This is a genomic window from Bowmanella yangjiangensis (assembly GCF_018531185.1).
Classification (GTDB): domain Bacteria; phylum Pseudomonadota; class Gammaproteobacteria; order Enterobacterales; family Alteromonadaceae; genus Bowmanella; species Bowmanella yangjiangensis.
The window spans coordinates 652,964-669,266 of sequence record NZ_JAHDJU010000001.1; the positions used below are offsets into that span (position 1 = coordinate 652,964).

Annotated in this window: 19 protein-coding genes and 1 riboswitch; of the genes, 11 read left to right on the forward strand and 8 right to left on the reverse strand. The window is 49.0% G+C overall.

Going from position 1 to position 16,303, the window contains the following annotated elements:
- Position 1 precedes the first annotated feature (1 nt).
- The 4 genes from KJY73_RS02945 to KJY73_RS02960 form a co-directional block, all read right to left on the reverse strand.
- Positions 2-1,165: a benzoate/H(+) symporter BenE family transporter gene (locus KJY73_RS02945; protein WP_214340181.1), complete on the reverse strand. Its 1,164-nt coding sequence runs from the start codon at positions 1,163-1,165 to the stop codon at positions 2-4.
- An 84-nt stretch (positions 1,166-1,249) separates the two neighbouring features.
- Positions 1,250-1,468: a hypothetical protein gene (locus tag KJY73_RS02950; RefSeq protein WP_214340184.1), complete on the reverse strand. Its 219-nt coding sequence runs from the start codon at positions 1,466-1,468 to the stop codon at positions 1,250-1,252.
- Between the two features lie 51 nt (positions 1,469-1,519).
- Complete coding sequence (locus tag KJY73_RS02955; protein WP_214340186.1) at positions 1,520-2,125, reverse strand: LysE family translocator; 606 nt, start codon at positions 2,123-2,125, stop codon at positions 1,520-1,522.
- A 9-nt stretch (positions 2,126-2,134) separates the two neighbouring features.
- Positions 2,135-2,713: a thymidine kinase gene (locus KJY73_RS02960; protein WP_206592393.1), complete on the reverse strand. Its 579-nt coding sequence runs from the start codon at positions 2,711-2,713 to the stop codon at positions 2,135-2,137.
- Between the two features lie 675 nt (positions 2,714-3,388).
- Between KJY73_RS02960 and KJY73_RS02965 the strand changes: the two genes are divergently transcribed.
- The 6 genes from KJY73_RS02965 to yjjG all read left to right on the forward strand — a co-directional run bounded on the left by KJY73_RS02965 (position 3,389) and on the right by yjjG (position 9,855).
- Positions 3,389-4,234, forward strand: coding sequence for a TetR/AcrR family transcriptional regulator (locus tag KJY73_RS02965; protein ID WP_214340188.1), 846 nt, complete (start codon positions 3,389-3,391; stop codon positions 4,232-4,234).
- Positions 4,231-6,564 carry an efflux RND transporter permease subunit gene (locus tag KJY73_RS02970; RefSeq protein WP_214340189.1) on the forward strand — a complete coding sequence of 778 codons (2,334 nt, stop codon included), beginning with the start codon at positions 4,231-4,233 and terminating at the stop codon, positions 6,562-6,564. Before KJY73_RS02965 ends, KJY73_RS02970 begins: the two co-directional genes overlap by 4 nt.
- Entirely contained in the window at positions 6,530-7,327 is a 798-nt protein-coding gene (locus KJY73_RS02975) for an outer membrane lipoprotein-sorting protein (RefSeq protein WP_214340192.1), read from the forward strand. Before KJY73_RS02970 ends, KJY73_RS02975 begins: the two co-directional genes overlap by 35 nt.
- A gap of 10 nt (positions 7,328-7,337) precedes the next feature.
- The gene (locus KJY73_RS02980; RefSeq protein WP_214340194.1) at positions 7,338-8,522 is read left to right on the forward strand and encodes a hypothetical protein; all 1,185 of its coding nucleotides are present in this window, start codon (positions 7,338-7,340) and stop codon (positions 8,520-8,522) included.
- 82 nt (positions 8,523-8,604) lie between these two features.
- Positions 8,605-9,168 (forward strand): inosine/xanthosine triphosphatase, encoded by a 564-nt coding sequence (gene yjjX, locus KJY73_RS02985; protein WP_232848375.1) that lies wholly within the window; start codon positions 8,605-8,607, stop codon positions 9,166-9,168.
- 9 nt (positions 9,169-9,177) lie between these two features.
- Entirely contained in the window at positions 9,178-9,855 is a 678-nt protein-coding gene (gene yjjG, locus KJY73_RS02990; protein WP_214340196.1) for a pyrimidine 5'-nucleotidase, read from the forward strand.
- A gap of 12 nt (positions 9,856-9,867) precedes the next feature.
- Here the strand turns inward: yjjG and KJY73_RS02995 are convergent, their stop codons facing one another.
- Both KJY73_RS02995 and KJY73_RS03000 read right to left on the reverse strand, forming a co-directional pair.
- On the reverse strand, positions 9,868-10,485 hold the full coding sequence (locus KJY73_RS02995; RefSeq protein WP_214340198.1) for a YigZ family protein: 618 nt from the start codon (positions 10,483-10,485) through the stop codon (positions 9,868-9,870).
- 53 nt (positions 10,486-10,538) lie between these two features.
- Complete coding sequence (locus KJY73_RS03000; protein WP_214340200.1) at positions 10,539-10,949, reverse strand: hypothetical protein; 411 nt, start codon at positions 10,947-10,949, stop codon at positions 10,539-10,541.
- A 120-nt stretch (positions 10,950-11,069) separates the two neighbouring features.
- Here KJY73_RS03000 and KJY73_RS03005 point away from each other — a divergent pair, with 120 nt between their 5' ends.
- The gene (locus KJY73_RS03005; protein WP_214340202.1) at positions 11,070-11,348 is read left to right on the forward strand and encodes a hypothetical protein; all 279 of its coding nucleotides are present in this window, start codon (positions 11,070-11,072) and stop codon (positions 11,346-11,348) included.
- Here the strand turns inward: KJY73_RS03005 and KJY73_RS03010 are convergent.
- A complete protein-coding gene (locus KJY73_RS03010) occupies positions 11,309-11,581 on the reverse strand; it encodes a hypothetical protein (protein ID WP_214340204.1) in 273 nt (90 codons plus the stop codon). The genes KJY73_RS03005 and KJY73_RS03010 overlap by 40 nt on opposite strands.
- Positions 11,582-11,705: 124 nt before the next feature.
- A riboswitch (yybP-ykoY riboswitch) is annotated at positions 11,706-11,899 on the forward strand.
- 3 nt (positions 11,900-11,902) lie between these two features.
- On the opposite strand from KJY73_RS03010, the gene KJY73_RS03015 reads away from it, so the two are divergent.
- The gene (locus KJY73_RS03015) at positions 11,903-12,454 is read left to right on the forward strand and encodes a TMEM165/GDT1 family protein (protein WP_214340206.1); all 552 of its coding nucleotides are present in this window, start codon (positions 11,903-11,905) and stop codon (positions 12,452-12,454) included.
- 94 nt (positions 12,455-12,548) lie between these two features.
- On the opposite strand, the gene KJY73_RS03020 is transcribed toward KJY73_RS03015, so the two are convergent.
- Positions 12,549-13,304 carry a hypothetical protein gene (locus KJY73_RS03020; protein WP_214340208.1) on the reverse strand — a complete coding sequence of 252 codons (756 nt, stop codon included), beginning with the start codon at positions 13,302-13,304 and terminating at the stop codon, positions 12,549-12,551.
- 186 nt (positions 13,305-13,490) lie between these two features.
- On the opposite strand from KJY73_RS03020, the gene KJY73_RS03025 reads away from it, so the two are divergent.
- From KJY73_RS03025 to KJY73_RS03035, 3 genes are read left to right on the forward strand one after another with little or no spacing between them, the layout of a single operon-like run.
- Positions 13,491-14,177 (forward strand): thermostable hemolysin, encoded by a 687-nt coding sequence (locus tag KJY73_RS03025; RefSeq protein ID WP_214340210.1) that lies wholly within the window; start codon positions 13,491-13,493, stop codon positions 14,175-14,177.
- Positions 14,177-15,640, forward strand: a complete 1,464-nt coding sequence (locus KJY73_RS03030; protein WP_214340212.1) for an AMP-binding protein — start codon at positions 14,177-14,179, stop codon at positions 15,638-15,640. Before KJY73_RS03025 ends, KJY73_RS03030 begins: the two co-directional genes overlap by 1 nt.
- The gene (locus KJY73_RS03035; RefSeq protein WP_214340214.1) at positions 15,627-16,298 is read left to right on the forward strand and encodes a TenA family transcriptional regulator; all 672 of its coding nucleotides are present in this window, start codon (positions 15,627-15,629) and stop codon (positions 16,296-16,298) included. Before KJY73_RS03030 ends, KJY73_RS03035 begins: the two co-directional genes overlap by 14 nt.
- Positions 16,299-16,303 lie beyond the last annotated feature (5 nt).

Sequence of the window (16,303 nt, forward strand, 5' to 3'; positions counted from 1 at the left end):
GTTATTTCTTACTGAAGTACAAGGTCAGCATACCACCAATCAGCCCCCAGAACGCGGCACCAATATCAAAGAAGCTCACGCCTGAGGCCGTAATCAGAAAACATAACAGGGCAGCATCCCGTTCACGGGTATCCTGGAGTGCTAAGGACAGGCTGTTACCTATAGTGGTTAATAATGCCAGTCCAGCGACGCTCGCCACCAATGCCACAGGCAATGCGATAAACAGCGCAACCACCGACGCTCCCGCGAGGCCGGCCAGAATATAAAAGAAACCGGCTGACAGGCCTGCCACATAGCGTTTGCTGCTGTCAGTATGGGATTCCGGGCCAGTACAAATGGCAGCAGTGATGGCTGCCAGGTTAAAGGCAAAACCACCCAACGGGGCTAGGACTAGTGAAGTCAGGCCGGTACCCGTCAAGAGCGGTGAGATGGGGATATGCTGATATCCGCTGGCTCTGAGGGTAGCAATGCCGGGAATATTCTGTGAGGTCATAGTCACAATAAAAAGGGGCAGACCCACGCCCAGTAACACGCTTAGATCAAATTCGGGCCAAACCAGCACGGGTTGGCTGAATGCCAATGCAACATGACTGATATCCAGTTTATTCATCAGACTGCTGCCAAGCAGCCCCACCGCTAAAACCAGCATAATGGTGTAGCGGGGCTGCCAGCGCTTAGCAAGCAGGTAGCTGATTAGCATAGCAGCCACTAGCCATGGCTCTACCCGCAAGGAAGTAAAGATAGCCAGGCCGAATTGCACCAGAATGCCAGCCAGCATGGCACTGGCAATGGAAGCAGGAATACGCCGCATCAGGCGGTCAAATCCGCCGGATACACCCAGTAAGATGGTCAAAACAGCGCAAAACATGAAGGCACCGATAGCCTGAGCTATAGGAACGCCGATTAAGCTGCTGGCCAGCAGAGCCGCGCCCGGTGTTGACCAGGCCGTGATAACCGGTGCCTTGTAATACCAGGAAAAGCCAATACAGGTCAGTCCCATACCCAACCCCAGCGCACCTATCCAGGATATCATCATGGCCTGGTCAGCACCGGCAGCCTGAGCAGCCTGAAAAACGATCGCCACTGAACTGGCAAAACCAACCAACACAGCGACAAAACCCGCGCTAATAGCCGACAGGCTCAGATCTTTTCGCAACTTATACAAAATGTATACTCTTTGAAAAATGTATACATTTATTTTTGGTGAAGTGTTGTCTAATTGCAATAGCCAATGGCAGATACCAAGGACTTAGCTGAATAAAAAATTGTTGTATGTAATCTGGTAATCCCAGGCATGGGCTGCTTCACATCCGATTGCATGGGTCTGGGTAGGTTCTTTGCCACCGGTGTCTTTATCGGGAATATCACTTAGCAGATAACTAAGCTCTTTGCTGTAGTTTGCAATCAGCGCTGGAAGCGGTAAACATTGAACAAATTCCCACAGTGCTTCTGATACCATGGTGTTCAACACTAATGCCGATTGAACACCATACTAGGATTGCGAGTATACTGGGGCAACTTAGCGCTGCATTACCAGATCCAGCAAGCCTGGCAGCAAGGAAGCGACCAGCAGCAGGGCCATGCTGATATTAAACAGCCTCAGATTGCCCGGCGTGTTGATAAAGCGCTTTAGGCTGGTGCCAAACAGTAGCCAGACTATGGTGCAAGGTGTGCCAAAGACAAAGAAAAACAGCGCAATTTGCAAGACTTGCCAGGTGTAGTTACTACCTGCCTCTGTATAAGTTGCCACTGCGCCAACTATCATGATCCAAGCCTTGGGATTCACCCATTGAAATAGGGCCGCCTGCATAAAGCTAAAGGGCTTACGATCCTTAAGTTTAATGCCATCCACCGGTGCCGAGCCAATTTGCCAAGCCAGCCACAGCAGATAAAGGGTGCCTACTACTTTCAGCACATCGTGTAACTGAGGGAAGGCAGTAAATACACCAGCCATACCCAATCCAACCGCCACGACCATAAGGGTAAAACCAATATCTACCCCGAGCAGGTGTCTAATGCTGCGCTTAACACCATGGTTGAGGCCTGATGCCATTAACATCAGATTATTCGGACCTGGGGTAATAGATGCTGAGATCACAAACATCAGCAGAGCGGCGTATTCCATTTGTTTGTATTACTCCCAAACCAGTTTTCTAAAGTGGGTACGGCACATAGACACATATTTATCATTGCCGCCTACATCCACCTGCGCTCCTTGTTTTACCGCTTGCCCCTGTTCGTCCATACGCACCACAAAGTTCGCTTTACGGCCGCAATGACAGACTGTTTTCAGCTCTACTAATTTATCCGCCCAGGCCAGCAGATAGTGGCTACCTTCGAAGGTTTCGCCAGCAAAATCTGTGCGTAAACCATAGGCCAAAACCGGTATTTTGAGCTCGTCAACCACGAAGGTCAGCTGCTGTACTTGTTGTTTAGTCAGAAATTGCGCTTCATCGATAAATACACAGTCGACACGTTGTTGGCGGTTTAATTGGTTTATGCGTTCTAGCAGATGAGTATCCTGGCCGAATAGCTCCGCTTCAGATTGTAAACCAATTCGCGATGCAACCACGCCAGTACCAAAACGGTCATCCAATGCAGCGGTAAACAGCGCAACATGCATCCCCCGTTCTTTGTAGTTATAGGCTGACTGCAATAGTGAGGTGGACTTACCGGCGTTCATGGCCGAATAGTAAAAGTACAGTTGCGCCATGGCTAAACACACCGTAGAGAAAAAAGAGGGGTATTTTGCCGTTTTAGGCGAATAAAGAGAAGGTCAACATCGCGATGCTTAGTCGTCGTTGGTGAGAAAACCGGGCAGTTGAGCTTGTTGTTCAACTGCCCACTAAATCTGCTCTAGTTACAGCTACGTAAAAAATTCAGGCTTTCTTTGGCGGCTTGACTGGTTGGTGAGCCTACCACATTAAAATGTAATAGCCCCACTTGCTTACACGCTAACGTGTAGGGACTGGTATGGTTCTTTTTTGCCCCTGGGGCAGGACGCCCAGGTTCAGATTTTTGCTTTGCCATGATTTTATTCCGTAACTTGTTGCTGCTTGGGCAGAAGAGCACCGCCATGGATAAATATTAAACGATTTGGGTATAAAAAGACGTATGCAAAATATACTTAGCGTATGCGTTTTGTGCATGGTGGTTACTGGGGAAGCCTGACTAACTCCTAGGCTTAACGGTGCTGGTGTTCTTTTTCAGCCTGTGAAGTTGAAGATATCTTTTGCTCTTCTTGCTTTGACTCAACAACAAACTCAATGGATTGTTGCACCGCAGAGTCGCTTAAAAACACTGGCACTCGCAATCCAAATGCTATTGCAGCATTTTCTTAGTGTTTTTGTACAAAATCGTCCTTGCTTTGCATGGAAAACGAACTATTATGACGATTCGTCAACTTGACGATTCGTCAAAAATGAATTTTAGAATAGGTTATGACGCAGATAAGAGCCCTTGTCTGTTCAAGAAATTTAAAACCAAGCGCCAACAGGCTATTGCCGAGCGGGAGCAGGTATTGCTGTGTCTGGCGGAACGTTTGATGGAAGAACATGGTTTTAGTGGCCTGACCATGGATAAACTGGTGGCTGCCTGTGACTACTCCAAAGGCACCGTCTATAACCACTTTTCCAGTAAAGAAGATTTGCTCAGTGCCTTGTGTATCAAAGCCATGCAAACTGAACTACAACTCTTCCATAAAGCATCAAATTTCAAAGGTAATGCCAGAGAGAAATTATTGGCGTTATGTTTTGCCTACCGCTTGCATGCGTTGTTACATCCCACTTTATTTTATTGCGTGCTGACCTCCAAAACTCCTGCGGTGGCTGAGCGAGCCAGTCAGGAGCGGTTGGATACACAATTTGTGTTGGAGCAACAACTGGCCGAGGTCTGTAATCAATTATTTGTGCTCGCGATGGAAGATGGGGATCTGCAAGGGCGAGAAGAGGCCGAGTTTGCTCAGCTGAGTTTTGCAGCCTGGGCTATGGCGTTTGGCTCTACGGCCCTGATGCTGGCTGCCAGCACTGCGCAGCTGGTGCAGGCACTGGAAGAGGAGAAAACGCTCATGTTCAACATGAACTTGATGTTGGATGGTATGCAGTGGTTACCACTTTCCAGCGAGTTTGATTATTGGGACAGTTGGCAGCGCGTTGGTATGGAAGTTTTTGCCGATGAGTTGTCGACGTTGAAGGAACATAGCAAGCACTCTGGTGCTAAGGGGAGAATCACATGAGAGCGGTTTGGTTAAATGCCATATTGTTAAGGCCTTGGTTAACGTTAGGTTTATGCTTGTTATTGATTGTCGCGGCCGCTGTTGGCAGTAAGAATCTGTATTTCAGAGGGGACTACAAGATCTTCTTTGGGCCAGGTAATGCCCAATTGCAGGCTTACGAAGATATGCAGAGCATTTTCAGCAAAAGTGAAAATGCCAGCATTGTTATTGCCCCAGAATCCGGTGACGTGTTTTCACCGCAAACCCTGGCGTTGATTAAGGATTATACTGAAGCCGCATGGCGCATTCCCTATGCCACCAGGGTTGATTCTATTACTAACTTTCAACATACCTCGGCTGAGGAAGATGATCTATTAGTCGAGGATCTGTTTGAAGATCCTCAGTCCATGAGTCAGGCTGAGATTCAAAAGGCCAGACAGGTGGCTTTGGCAGAGCCGGCACTGGTCGATAAGATGGTAGCTGCCGATGGTAAGGCTGCCATGATTAATATCACCGTTCAGCTCCCAGAAGAACAGTTGGACCAAGCGTTTCGGGATGTGGCAGCGGCAGCACGTCAACTAAGTCATGAATTATCTGAAACCTATCCCCAACATCAGTTTTATCATACCGGGATTGTTTATCTGAACGATGCGTTTGTGACGTCCGCTGAGCATGATGCCAGTACGCTGGTGCCACTGATGTTCCTGACCATTATTCTCATGTTGTGGATATTGTTGCGTTCGTTTACCGGCACCTTGTCGACCGTGGTGGTGCTGATTACCACTATCGTCGCAACTATGGGGATCAGCGGCTGGGTTGGTATATTCCTGAGTACTGCGACGGTAAATGTGCCCACATTAGTCATGACGCTGGCCGTGGCGGATTGTGTGCATGTTATCTCATCTATGCTGTATGGACTGCGTCAGGGTAAGAGCAAAGCTGAAGCCATCCGCTATGCCATGGAATTGAATCTGATGCCGGTGTTTATCACCAGTGTAACTACCGCCATTGGTTTCTTAACTCTGAACTTTTCAGATGTGCCGATTTTGGCTGATTTGGGCAATCTAACGGCCATGGGAATCATGCTGGCCTTTGTGTTGTCGGTGACCATGTTGCCGGCGTTGTTGTTGCTGCTGCCTATGCGCGTCACAGTTAAGCAACAAGCATCATCAGGACGTATGGAAGCTTTTGCTGAGTGGGTGATTGCCAACCATAAACGCTTGCTGCCCTTTACCGTTGTACTGACGCTGGTGGCTATTGGTGCCACACTGAAAAATGAAGTGAATGACCAGGCTACCGAGTATTTTAATAAGTCCATGCCATTCAGATTTGCCGCGGATTATCAGGAAGAGCATATCAGTGGTATGGCCACCATGGACTTCGGCTTGTTTCTGGGCGAACCATCGGCGTTGAATAAGCCAGAAAATCTTCAGGTTATTGCCGAATTTACTCAGTGGTTGCGTGAACAACCTGAGATTGACCATGTGGCAAGTATCAGCGACACCTTCATGCGTTTAAATAAAAACATGCATGCGGATGACAATAGCTACTACCGATTACCGGAAGATCGTGAGTTGGCCGCACAGTATCTGCTGCTGTACGAAATGTCCCTGCCGTTTGGATTGGACTTGAATAACCAGGTCAATCTGGATAAGTCTGCCACTCGGGTAATGGCGACTCTGGAAAACCTGGGGAGCAAAGAGTTTACCGCCTTTGAGCAGCGAGCTTTAGGTTGGCTTGCACAACGTGCGCCACAGATTGAGGTGAGAGCATCCAGTCCATCGCTTATGTTTGCTCATATTGGCGAAACCAATATGGCCAGTATGCTGCGTGGCACGGTGCTGGCACTTATTCTGATTTCTGCTTTGTTGGTGGTGGCATTGCGTTCCTGGAAAATGGGGGCAATCAGTTTGTTACCCAATCTGCTGCCGGCTGGAATAGGTTTTGGTATCTGGGCAGTGATTTCTGGCCAGATCAATATGGGCTTATCGGTGGTAATGAGTATGTCCCTTGGTATCATTGTCGACGATACGGTACATTTTCTCGCCAAGTATCAGCGGGCCAGAAAAGATGGAGCGGATGCCGAGCAGGCCGTGCGCTATGCTTTCAGTAGTGTGGGTCGAGCCTTGTGGATTACTACGGTAGTGTTGGTGTCTGGTTTTGCCATTTTGTCGTTGTCCAATTTCGGTGTAAATGCCGACATGGGCATGTTAACGGGCATTATTATTTTGGTTGCCCTGGCAGTTGATTTCCTGTTCCTGCCGGCATTTTTAATGGTTTTTGATAAGAAGAGCGTAAATAAAGAGGATAACGCAGATGACACGGATAAGAAGCTTCAAACCACTCTTTAGTGTGTTGCTAAGCCTGTTACTGGTGGTACAAGTGCAGGCTCAGACGGCCGAAGAAAAAGGTTTGGCTATTGCCAAAGAGCGTAAGCAGAGTGATCTCGGCTGGCAGGATAATCAGGCCGAAGCCAGCATGATTTTGCGCAATGCCAGTCGTCAGGAAATTGAACGTCGTATGCGTCTACTGACGCTTGAGGTGCAGAATGACGGCGACAAGGGCTTGACCATTTTTGACCAACCCGCTGATGTGAAAGGCACAGCGTTTTTGAATTACTCTCACGCCATAGAGCCGGATGAGCAGTGGATGTATTTACCTGCCCTCAAACGGGTTAAACGCATCGCATCAAAGAATAAATCCGGCCCTTTTATGGGTAGTGAGTTTGCTTTTGAAGACCTTAGCTCGTTTGAAGTTGCGAAGTTCAATTACAAATACCTGCGAGATGAGCAATATGAGGGGATGGACTGCTTTGTAATAGAACAGCAACCCGCATACGAGCATTCAGGTTATACCAAATTGATAACCTGGCTGGATAAAGAACATTATCGTGCGCAAAAGGTTGAGTTTTATGATCGTAAAGACAGCTTGCTGAAAACACTCACCATGCACGACTATCAGCTGTATTTGGATAAATACTGGCGTCCGATGAAATTGTCGATGAAGAATCACCAGACCAGAAAAAGTACTGATTTGATTACACACGAGCTACGTTTTCGTACCGGCCTGAGTGAAGATGATTTCAGCCAGGCGGCACTGAAGCGTGCTAAATAGGGAGAGTTGGGTGAAAACATCCTTACTTACTTTGGGCGTGTTACTGGCCAGTTCTGCGCTGGCAGACACGCAGACCAATATCCGTAGCGCCATTGAGCAGCGTTTTTATTTTCAGGATGGTTTGTACCCAGAGCAACATGACAGTGACCTTTCGGTCTTTATTGAGCCGGAGCTTTACTATAGCTTCAATGATGGTGCTGACAGCCTGAACTTTAAGCCATTTTTCCGCTACGACAACCGTGACAGTGAGCGCACACATATGGATGTGCGTGAACTGATGTGGTTGCATGTTGGGGATGCCTGGGAACTGAGAACCGGGATTGGCAAGGTGTTCTGGGGGCAAACTGAGTCCCAGCATTTAGTCGATGTTATTAATCAAACGGATTTTGTCGAAGCCATTGACGGTGAAGAAAAGCTCGGCCAACCCATGGTGCAGTTTTCCTTAATTCAGGATTGGGGAACCCTTAGTCTGTTTGCCTTACCCTATTTTCGTGAGCGGACCTTTGCTGGTGTGGAAGGACGTTTTCGTCTTCCTTTAAGAGTTGATACTGACAATCCCTTATATGAGTCTGACGATGAGCAGGAACACCTGGATTGGGCGTTTCGCTATATGGGCTATCTTGGCGATACCGAGATCGGGTTGTCCTGGTTCGATGGTACTAACCGGGAGCCGCTTTTTGTTCCAGCCATGACGGGTGACGAACAAGTGCTCAGACCTTATTACGGACAGATGCAGCAAATTGGACTGGACATGCTGACGGTCGTTGGGGCTACCTTGTATAAATTGGAAGCCATTCACCGTAAAACCGACCAGGACAGCTATTACGCCCTGACCGCAGGGTTTGAACACACCTCTGTGGGGGTGTTTGAAACCGCCTATGACATAGGTTGGTTAATGGAATACCAGTATGACGAGCGGGATGAATTGGCGACCAGCCTCGGTCAGAACGACCTGATGGTGGGGACTCGTTTGGTATTCAACGATATTCGTGGCACGGAAATCTTGATTGCTTATATCCAGGACCTTGATGAAAGCAGCGGACATAGTGGCTATATCGAAGCGTCCAGCCGTATCAACGATAACTGGAAATGGCGCGTGGACGGCTGGTTTTTCAGCTCCGATGCTCCTTCTGACCCCGCCTATTTGCTGCGTCGTGATGACTATGTTCAGCTTAGCCTGGAGTACTATTTCTAGCTTTTTGTGGTGAGATAGTATTCAACAAATCTATAGCCTGTTAGCCAATATGAGCGACAAATTGTCATAGGGATATGGCACAATGTCGCTTTTGTTGTTCGCAAAAAGTATGCAAAAGCTGAGTATTGTGGTGGGTTCCACCAACCCTGTGAAAGTGGCAGCCGTTAGCGGTGCCTTTGAAGCACTGTTTCCTGACTACCAGATAAGCTGCCAGGGCATGAGTGCGGCATCGGGGGTGGCAGACCAACCTATGAGCGAGGCAGACACCCGCTTGGGCGCAATAAATCGGGTTGAAGCTTGCCAAGCCGCTGTGGAGGCTGACTTTTATGTGGCTGCTGAAGGGGGCGTGGATAGTTTTATCGACGGCCCCGCTACCTTTGCCTATGTGGTGATTGCCAATAATCAGCAGCGTAGCGTTGGGCGCAGCGCCAACTTGCCTCTACCTCAAACTGTCTGGCAAGCCTTGTTGCAAGGTCAGGAGTTGGGGCCGGTAATGGACCGATTATTCGGAGAGACCAATATTAAGCATAAAGGTGGTGCCATTGGTTTACTTACCAATGGACGTGAAACGCGCCAAAGCGCTTATCACCAGGCATTGGTGCTGGCCATGGCCCCTTTTCTACATGCTTCCCTATATGCCTGCTAAGGAGACCTGATGCAGTATCCATGGATCCTGTTCGACGCTGACGATACCTTATTTGACTTTGACGCCTTTGCTGGCTTAAAGCTGGCATTTTCGCGTTTTGAACAAGCATTTGAAGAGCTGGATTTTAAGCATTTTCTGGATGTGAGTATGCCGCTGTGGCGTCAGTACCAGGACGGTGAAATCAGTTCTGATGAATTACAAAGACGCCGTTTTGCACATTGGGCTGACAAGCATGAGATGTGTCCGGGCGAGATCAACACCCATTTTGTTGAAGCTATGGGACAGACCAGCAAATTATTGCCGGGAGCGCGTGAGCTTCTTGACGCCTTAAGCGGTAAAGCAACCTTGGGGATCATCACCAATGGTTTTACCCGTATGCAGCAGATGCGCTTGGATAATAACGGTGTCAGCGAACATTTCCATCATCTGGTAATTTCCGAGCAGATAGGCGTGGCGAAGCCGCATAAAGGCATTTTCGAACACACTCTGGCGCTACTTGGCAATCCCCCCAAAGATCAGGTTCTGATGGTAGGTGACAACCCGCATGCCGATGTGTTGGGAGGGCTGAATGCCGGTATTCATACGTGCTGGTTAAATGTAGAAGGTCAGGTCAGGCCTGAAGGTATCGACCCACATTATGAAATTACTGATTTGTATCAGTTGAAGAAACTGCTGGTAGGGCACTAACGTGCCCTAATCTCATTGTTGGTCGAGTTCGCCTATCTGGATTGCGCCCGCACATAAATCTGTCAGTGCCTGCAGACATTGTGTTTTTTGGTTGTCTGCAATGGCAAAATGGATACTCACTTGATTGGCGTAATTTATGGCCGGTTCATCAGTATCAAACTGGCTCAAACAGTGGCGTACATTGGACTCGAGTGGATAATCGAACTCGATGGTAATGGTCGTGCGAGGCACCCACTGCGTGGTGGGCAGATCTTTTAGAGCGCCGGTAACGGCATCGGAGTATGCTCGCTGCAAGCCGCCGGTGCCGAGTTTTATGCCGCCATAATAGCGAATTACGGCGACCACAATCTCACCTAACCCGGAATGTTCCAACACTTTAAGCATAGGTCTGCCTGCGGTGCCTGAGGGTTCGCCGTCATCGCTCATGGAACGTACTGTCGTATAGGGTGAACCCGCTATGTAGGCCCAGCAAACATGGGCTGCCTGTGGATGTGCATGACGTTGCTGGCGAATAAAGTTTTCCGCTGCTTCTCGATTAACCGCACGTTCCACCACAGTTAAAAATCGGCTACGTTTTATCTCAAACTCATACTGATGAGGGGCGGAGGGAACGGGAAAACGACTGCTCATGAAGACACTTGGTTGACGATATCGCCCGCTATTATGCCATAAAAGCAGTGTCGCTAGCTGAGCATTTCTTCGGTTGATTGAGCTTCTGTGGCAGTATTTTGGGAACTGATTAACCATGCCAGACCTTGTTGATCCTGATAGAAGTTGCGCAGCGGTAAGTTAAGTTGCTCGGCATAGGCTTGCACGAACTGTTGACGCGCATCGGTAGGCTTAACGATTCGCGCTATCTGTAAATTACACAACAGAGGTTCAAGCCTATCCAAAATCGAGAGCACACTGGCGCTATCATAGCTAAGCTGAACTTGTCGTAAGTCAACAAGAGCTTTTCGGCATTGATGGCGATTGGCGAGGCTATGCAGTTTATTGTAAAGGGCGAGTATGTCGCTTGGATCCGCCACGCCCTTGGCGGTAGAAAACAATACACCTAGAGATTCATCGTAACTGTAAGTCGCCAAAAATTTCATTTTGTATTCTCAAATTCCCTCTCTATTCAATGTTTAGCACAGAAAGAAGAAGAGGCAAGGCCGGCAGATTTAACTACTATGGGATTTGTTAGCGTCTTGCACATTTTAAGGAGTGTCTGAATGCAATGGTATGTGGTGTCGCTGGGGGATGCATTAGTCGCTCAGAGCAAAATGTATGAACTACAAGAAGTGCTTAATCTAGCGTGGCAGGGCGCCGGTCGACCCTCCAGCATGCAAGCCGGTTACTGCTATCGGGGGCAAGGCTTGCATTGCCAGATAGACTTATACTTAAGCGAACCTTTACAACTTTTGGTCAGTTTGCCAAGGGCCAGGCGCTGTGAATCACCAACGGCCGATTTTCAATCTTTATTGGGGGATTCTCCTTCAGCCATGGCTTGAGTGTCTTTGTCCGCCTGCTCCGCCTCCATTCGCATAAAAATAAAAGTCAGGTACATTTTTGTGGGGAGCGACATAGCCATTCCGATCGCAACCAGCGAGGCACTTATTACTATGCCGGTGACGCCAAGTGATTCCATTGCCGGATTAAAATGCAAGATAACACCAAGCAGGATAAAGCTAATGCCTACCCCCATTAAGATTTTTAACAGAACGATCAACTTGTCATCAGTCACTGGCAGCATCTTTTAAACGACGCATAGGGTTAGCATAAATCAGGTTGATTGGTGCAGCTTGATCCAAGTCAGTAAGCTATCAATATCAGAAAGCGGGTGAACTGCAAAGTCGCTTGTGATAGTCTCTGCTCCGTCTTGGGGGAGTAGCCCGCCTGCCACCTACTGGCAGGTAAGTTTGTCAACATAGTCAGGCCTCATGCCTGTGGCAAATTTGTATTCGTGGTAATGCGGATATCGGCGAGACCTAAGGCAAATGGCCACTCCATTAGGCGGGAGAGGGTTGTTTGCCTTTGGTTTTGTATCCCGCCTGAGATTGTCTAAATGGAAGCTCTCTTTACCTCTACCGCTGTTGTTGCATTGGCCGAAATGGGTGATAAAACCCAGCTTTTGTCGCTTCTGCTGGCTGCCAAATTTCGCAATAAATCTGCAATTGTCATGGGTATTCTGCTGGCCACCCTGTTAAATCATGCAGCATCTGCCTGGCTGGGCGCCTGGTTAGCCGGTTTTATTAATTCCGGTCTTGGTCAATGGGGGCTAGCGGGCAGTTTTATCTTAGTGGGACTGTGGTTGCTAGTGCCAGATAAAGAAGATGGGGTGAGCAATCGTTTTGATGCGTACGGCCCTTTTCTGGTGTCTCTTGTGTTGTTTTTTCTGGCAGAGATTGGCGATAAAACGCAAGTGGCGACGGTGCTTTTAGCCGCCGAATATCAGTCCGTATTCTGGGTGACTATGGGTACTACCGTCGGCATGCTTTTAGCCAATGTGCCTGTGGTTTATCTTGGAGCCCGGCTGATGGAGAAAATTCCATTAAATCTTACCCGCATTGTAGCCAGTGCGCTGTTTATTCTTATGGGGATACTGACCCTGTTGTGAAGCCGATCAGATTTCAGCAGGTAGGTTAGCATTAACAATTCAAAGAGTCGGCGGTACAAACTCTGTACCGCTGATTATCAGGTTCTGGCTGCAGTTACCCCGCCTGCTGCTGCTTTCGGATGCAAACCAAGGCGACCAGGGCAAACACTATCAGCCATAAGGTTCCTGGCGCTGGGATAGCCGCTGCTACAGCGTCTATAAGGCGAAACTCCATATCGAATTCGTTTAGTTCGTTGGCGACTGGCAGCCAGGATGAATTGCTGGGGTTAGTGCTGTCACAATCCACGCCTGCAGTGGTGTTTAGGCAACTGAATAGGTCGCCTACGCTGCCATAGCTTTGCGTGCTGGCGAGCTGATTGTTGCCAAATGCCCAGCCAAAATTTCCGCCGTTGAACAGGGTATTGGCGACGATTAGAAAATATTCGCCAGCTTCCAGTGTTAGATTCGCATCAAAGGAAAATACATCGTAAGTGGAAGGCTCACTCGGACCACTGAATTGGCCGGTCGCTAGAGCTTGCTGTGCGCCAAATCCCGGGTCAAAGGAGGGCAACGGTGTGCCCTTTACCAGTTGCACTGCGGCTGCAAATTCAGAGGTATGATACAAGCCGACTTCGATAGCCGAAATGCTGAGTTGGCTGGTTAGCGTAAATGACTGCGCGGTCCAGTGGCCTTCATTACCGCTGCCCTTGGCCGGTTGAATGGAGACAAAACCGCCACTAGCGCCATCATAGCCAAATATCGGTGTGGAAGTTGCCGGGAAACTGCAAAGTGCTGCCAGCAGCACTGAATAGCTCAGCAATCTGTGACAAATTAATCTGGTAGCTCGTGCATACCACTTTTGTACTGACATGGTGCGTCTCCTTTTTGAGTGATTGTCTGTTCATGACGTCATGGAAATGGCCCTTGTTGATAACAGCGTGGTTTTCATTGGTTAACAGACATTTTTCTCACCAAAGGGAAAAATTATTTTTGCCTTAAGAGTTCGTTAAGCTTGACGGCATACCTTCCTATCAGAAGTAAGTGATAGGAGACGTTTATGTACCAGCAAGTTGTGCAGTATTGCGGCGATGTTACCCGCCATGCGTCGATTAAAAGTGGCAGTGGTCTGAGTTTGTCCAGTGCCTTGCCTGGTGATCTGGCTCGCCCTGAGCTGGAAAATTTCATTAAGAAAGGCTTCGCCAAAGCGTACGGCGCAGATATCCATCACTTTATGCCTACACTGCTGGCGATTAAGGGCCAGCATTATCAGGCTGCGCTTGGTTTGCGCAGCGGACGCGAATCCCTATTTGTTCAACAGTACCTTGACGACAATGTGATGGATTGTCTGGCAGCTAAAGGAATTGCCACTCAGCCGGAGCAGATTGCGGAAATAGGCAATCTGTTTGCACTATCACGCCGATACGCCATGCCATTGTTTATGGCAAGCACATTGGGCTTATTTCTCAATCACTATAGCCATCTGCTGTTTTGCGGTACCAACCACTTAATTGCCTTGTTGCAAAGGGAAGGTGTCAAGCTGACCTATCTGGCTGATGCAGATCCTTCTCGTTTAGCGCCATCCAATGATGACTGGGGAAGCTACTATGAGACTGACCCCAAAATCATGGTGCTTGATCTGAAAGACGCCATGACGCCCATGCTTGAGCGAGACTTGTTGCCAGGCCTGTTTTCCTCATTTTGTGCTGATATCCAAACCCTGACCGCTGAACTGAGGAGCCTGTAATGTATTTCCCAGCCTGCGACTTTGCCCCAGACGCTATGGCACTTTGCAGTAGTGATGCGCAACTTTCTTATGGGCAGCTAGCCGAGCAGGTTGAGCTGCGCGCCGACTGGCTCAAGCAACATGGCATCCAATGTGTGGCGCTTACCCTTGAAAACAGCATTGAATGGGTGTTGATGGACTTAGCCTGCCAACGTGCTGATGTATGCTGTGTGCCTGTACCTATGTTTTTCAGCAAAGCACAGCGGGACCATCTGCTGAGTGCTGCAGCGGTTGACCTGATAGTCAGTGCGCCTTTGGAAGGGCAGGACAATCAACCATTTGGTAGTTTTAGCGTTGAACACATCAGGCCCGAAAAAGCCGCACAATTGCCACAAGGCACCGGAAAGATCACCTTTACCTCAGGCTCAACCGGCATGCCCAAAGGGGTTTGTCTCAGTCATGCCTCACAGCAAATTACTGCGCAAGCCCTGGTGGATACGCTGGCAATGGATGACGTCGTGCACCTCTGTTTGTTGCCATTGGCTACATTGCTGGAGAATGTGGCGGGTGTATATGCACCGCTGCTGGCGGGAGGCAAAGTTGTACTGGCCGATGATGCACAGCGAGGCTTTATAGGGAGCCAGCTCACAGACCCCGCAGCCATGCTGGCTCTGATTAGCCAATGGCAGCCCACGAGTTTGATCTTAGTACCCGAGCTGTTGACCTTGCTGATTCAGGCGTGGCGACAAGGCTGGCGTCCACCCGCATCGTTGCAATTTATTGCGGTGGGCGGCGCTAGGGTGTCGGCGGCTTTGCTTAAGCAAGCCCAAGCTATCGGACTTCCGGTTTATCAGGGATACGGACTTAGCGAGTGTGTCTCTGTGGTGGCCTTAAACACCCCAGAGAACAATCAGCTTCACAGCGTGGGGCGTCCGCTGCCACACAATCGCCTGGAAATTGAAGATGACGAATTGTTGGTGCGTGGCAATCTGTTTCTTGGCTATTTAAACCAACCTGAGTCCTGGTATCCGGATGTGGTGCGTACCGGTGACAAAGCCAGCTTTGTTGATGGTTATGTTGGCATCGATGGGCGGTTTAAAAATCTGCTGATTAACTCGCTGGGCAGAAACATTTCGCCTGAGTGGGTTGAAGCGGAGGTCATGGCCAGTGGCGTGTTTCGGCATGTGATGCTGGTGGGTGACAGTCAGCCCTTCTGCACAGCCCTGTTGGTGCCTATGCAAGCTCAGTTACCGGCGGCTTTGGTTGCCTCTGCCATTGACACTAGCAATGCGCGCTTACCCGACTATGCCAAGATCAAAGCCTGGCACCTGCTTAGCGCAGAAGACATGCAGGATACCAGTCTGTTTACTGCCAATGGCAAATTAAAACGCGATGCCATGTTACAGCGCTTCGCTAAATACATCGACGCCTTTTATCAAATGGAAAATTACGTTGAATCAGGAGCTTATCATGAAGCTATATGAAAGATTGCAAGCAGAAACCCGCACTGAACGCGACTACCTGTTATCGGCCCCTATTATTCAGCGCTGTTTTCGTGGTGAGTTTGACCTCAACGATTATGTCGCCTTTCTGCAACAGGCCTACCATCACGTTAAGCACACAGTGCCACTGTTAATGACTGTGGGTAGCCGCTTGCCGGAAAGCAAAGAATGGCTTCGCGAAGCCGTGGGCGAATATATTGAAGAGGAAATGGGCCACCAGGAATGGATCCTGAATGACATTGCTGCTTGCGGTTTTGACAAGCAGCAAGCCAGACAAAGTAAACCATCAAGTGCCACCGAATTGATGGTGGCCTATGCCTATGATGCTGTTCAGCGGGTCAATCCACTGGCGTTTTTCGGCATGGTGTTTGTACTGGAAGGCACCAGTATTGCCCTGGCTGACAATGCAGCAGCGCAGATTCAGGGTAAGTTGGACTTACCCACCAAAGCCTTCAGTTATCTGCGTTCACATGGTGCACTGGATCAGGAGCATATTGTGTTCTTTGAAAACCTGATGAATCAGATTGACGATGAAGCCGAGCAGGACGTGATTTTGCATGCCGCCCGCATGTTCTTTCGCTTATACGGCAATATCTTTTATGAGCTGGACCCTTGCCATGGTCTGGCTCAGGCTGCCTAGGAGAA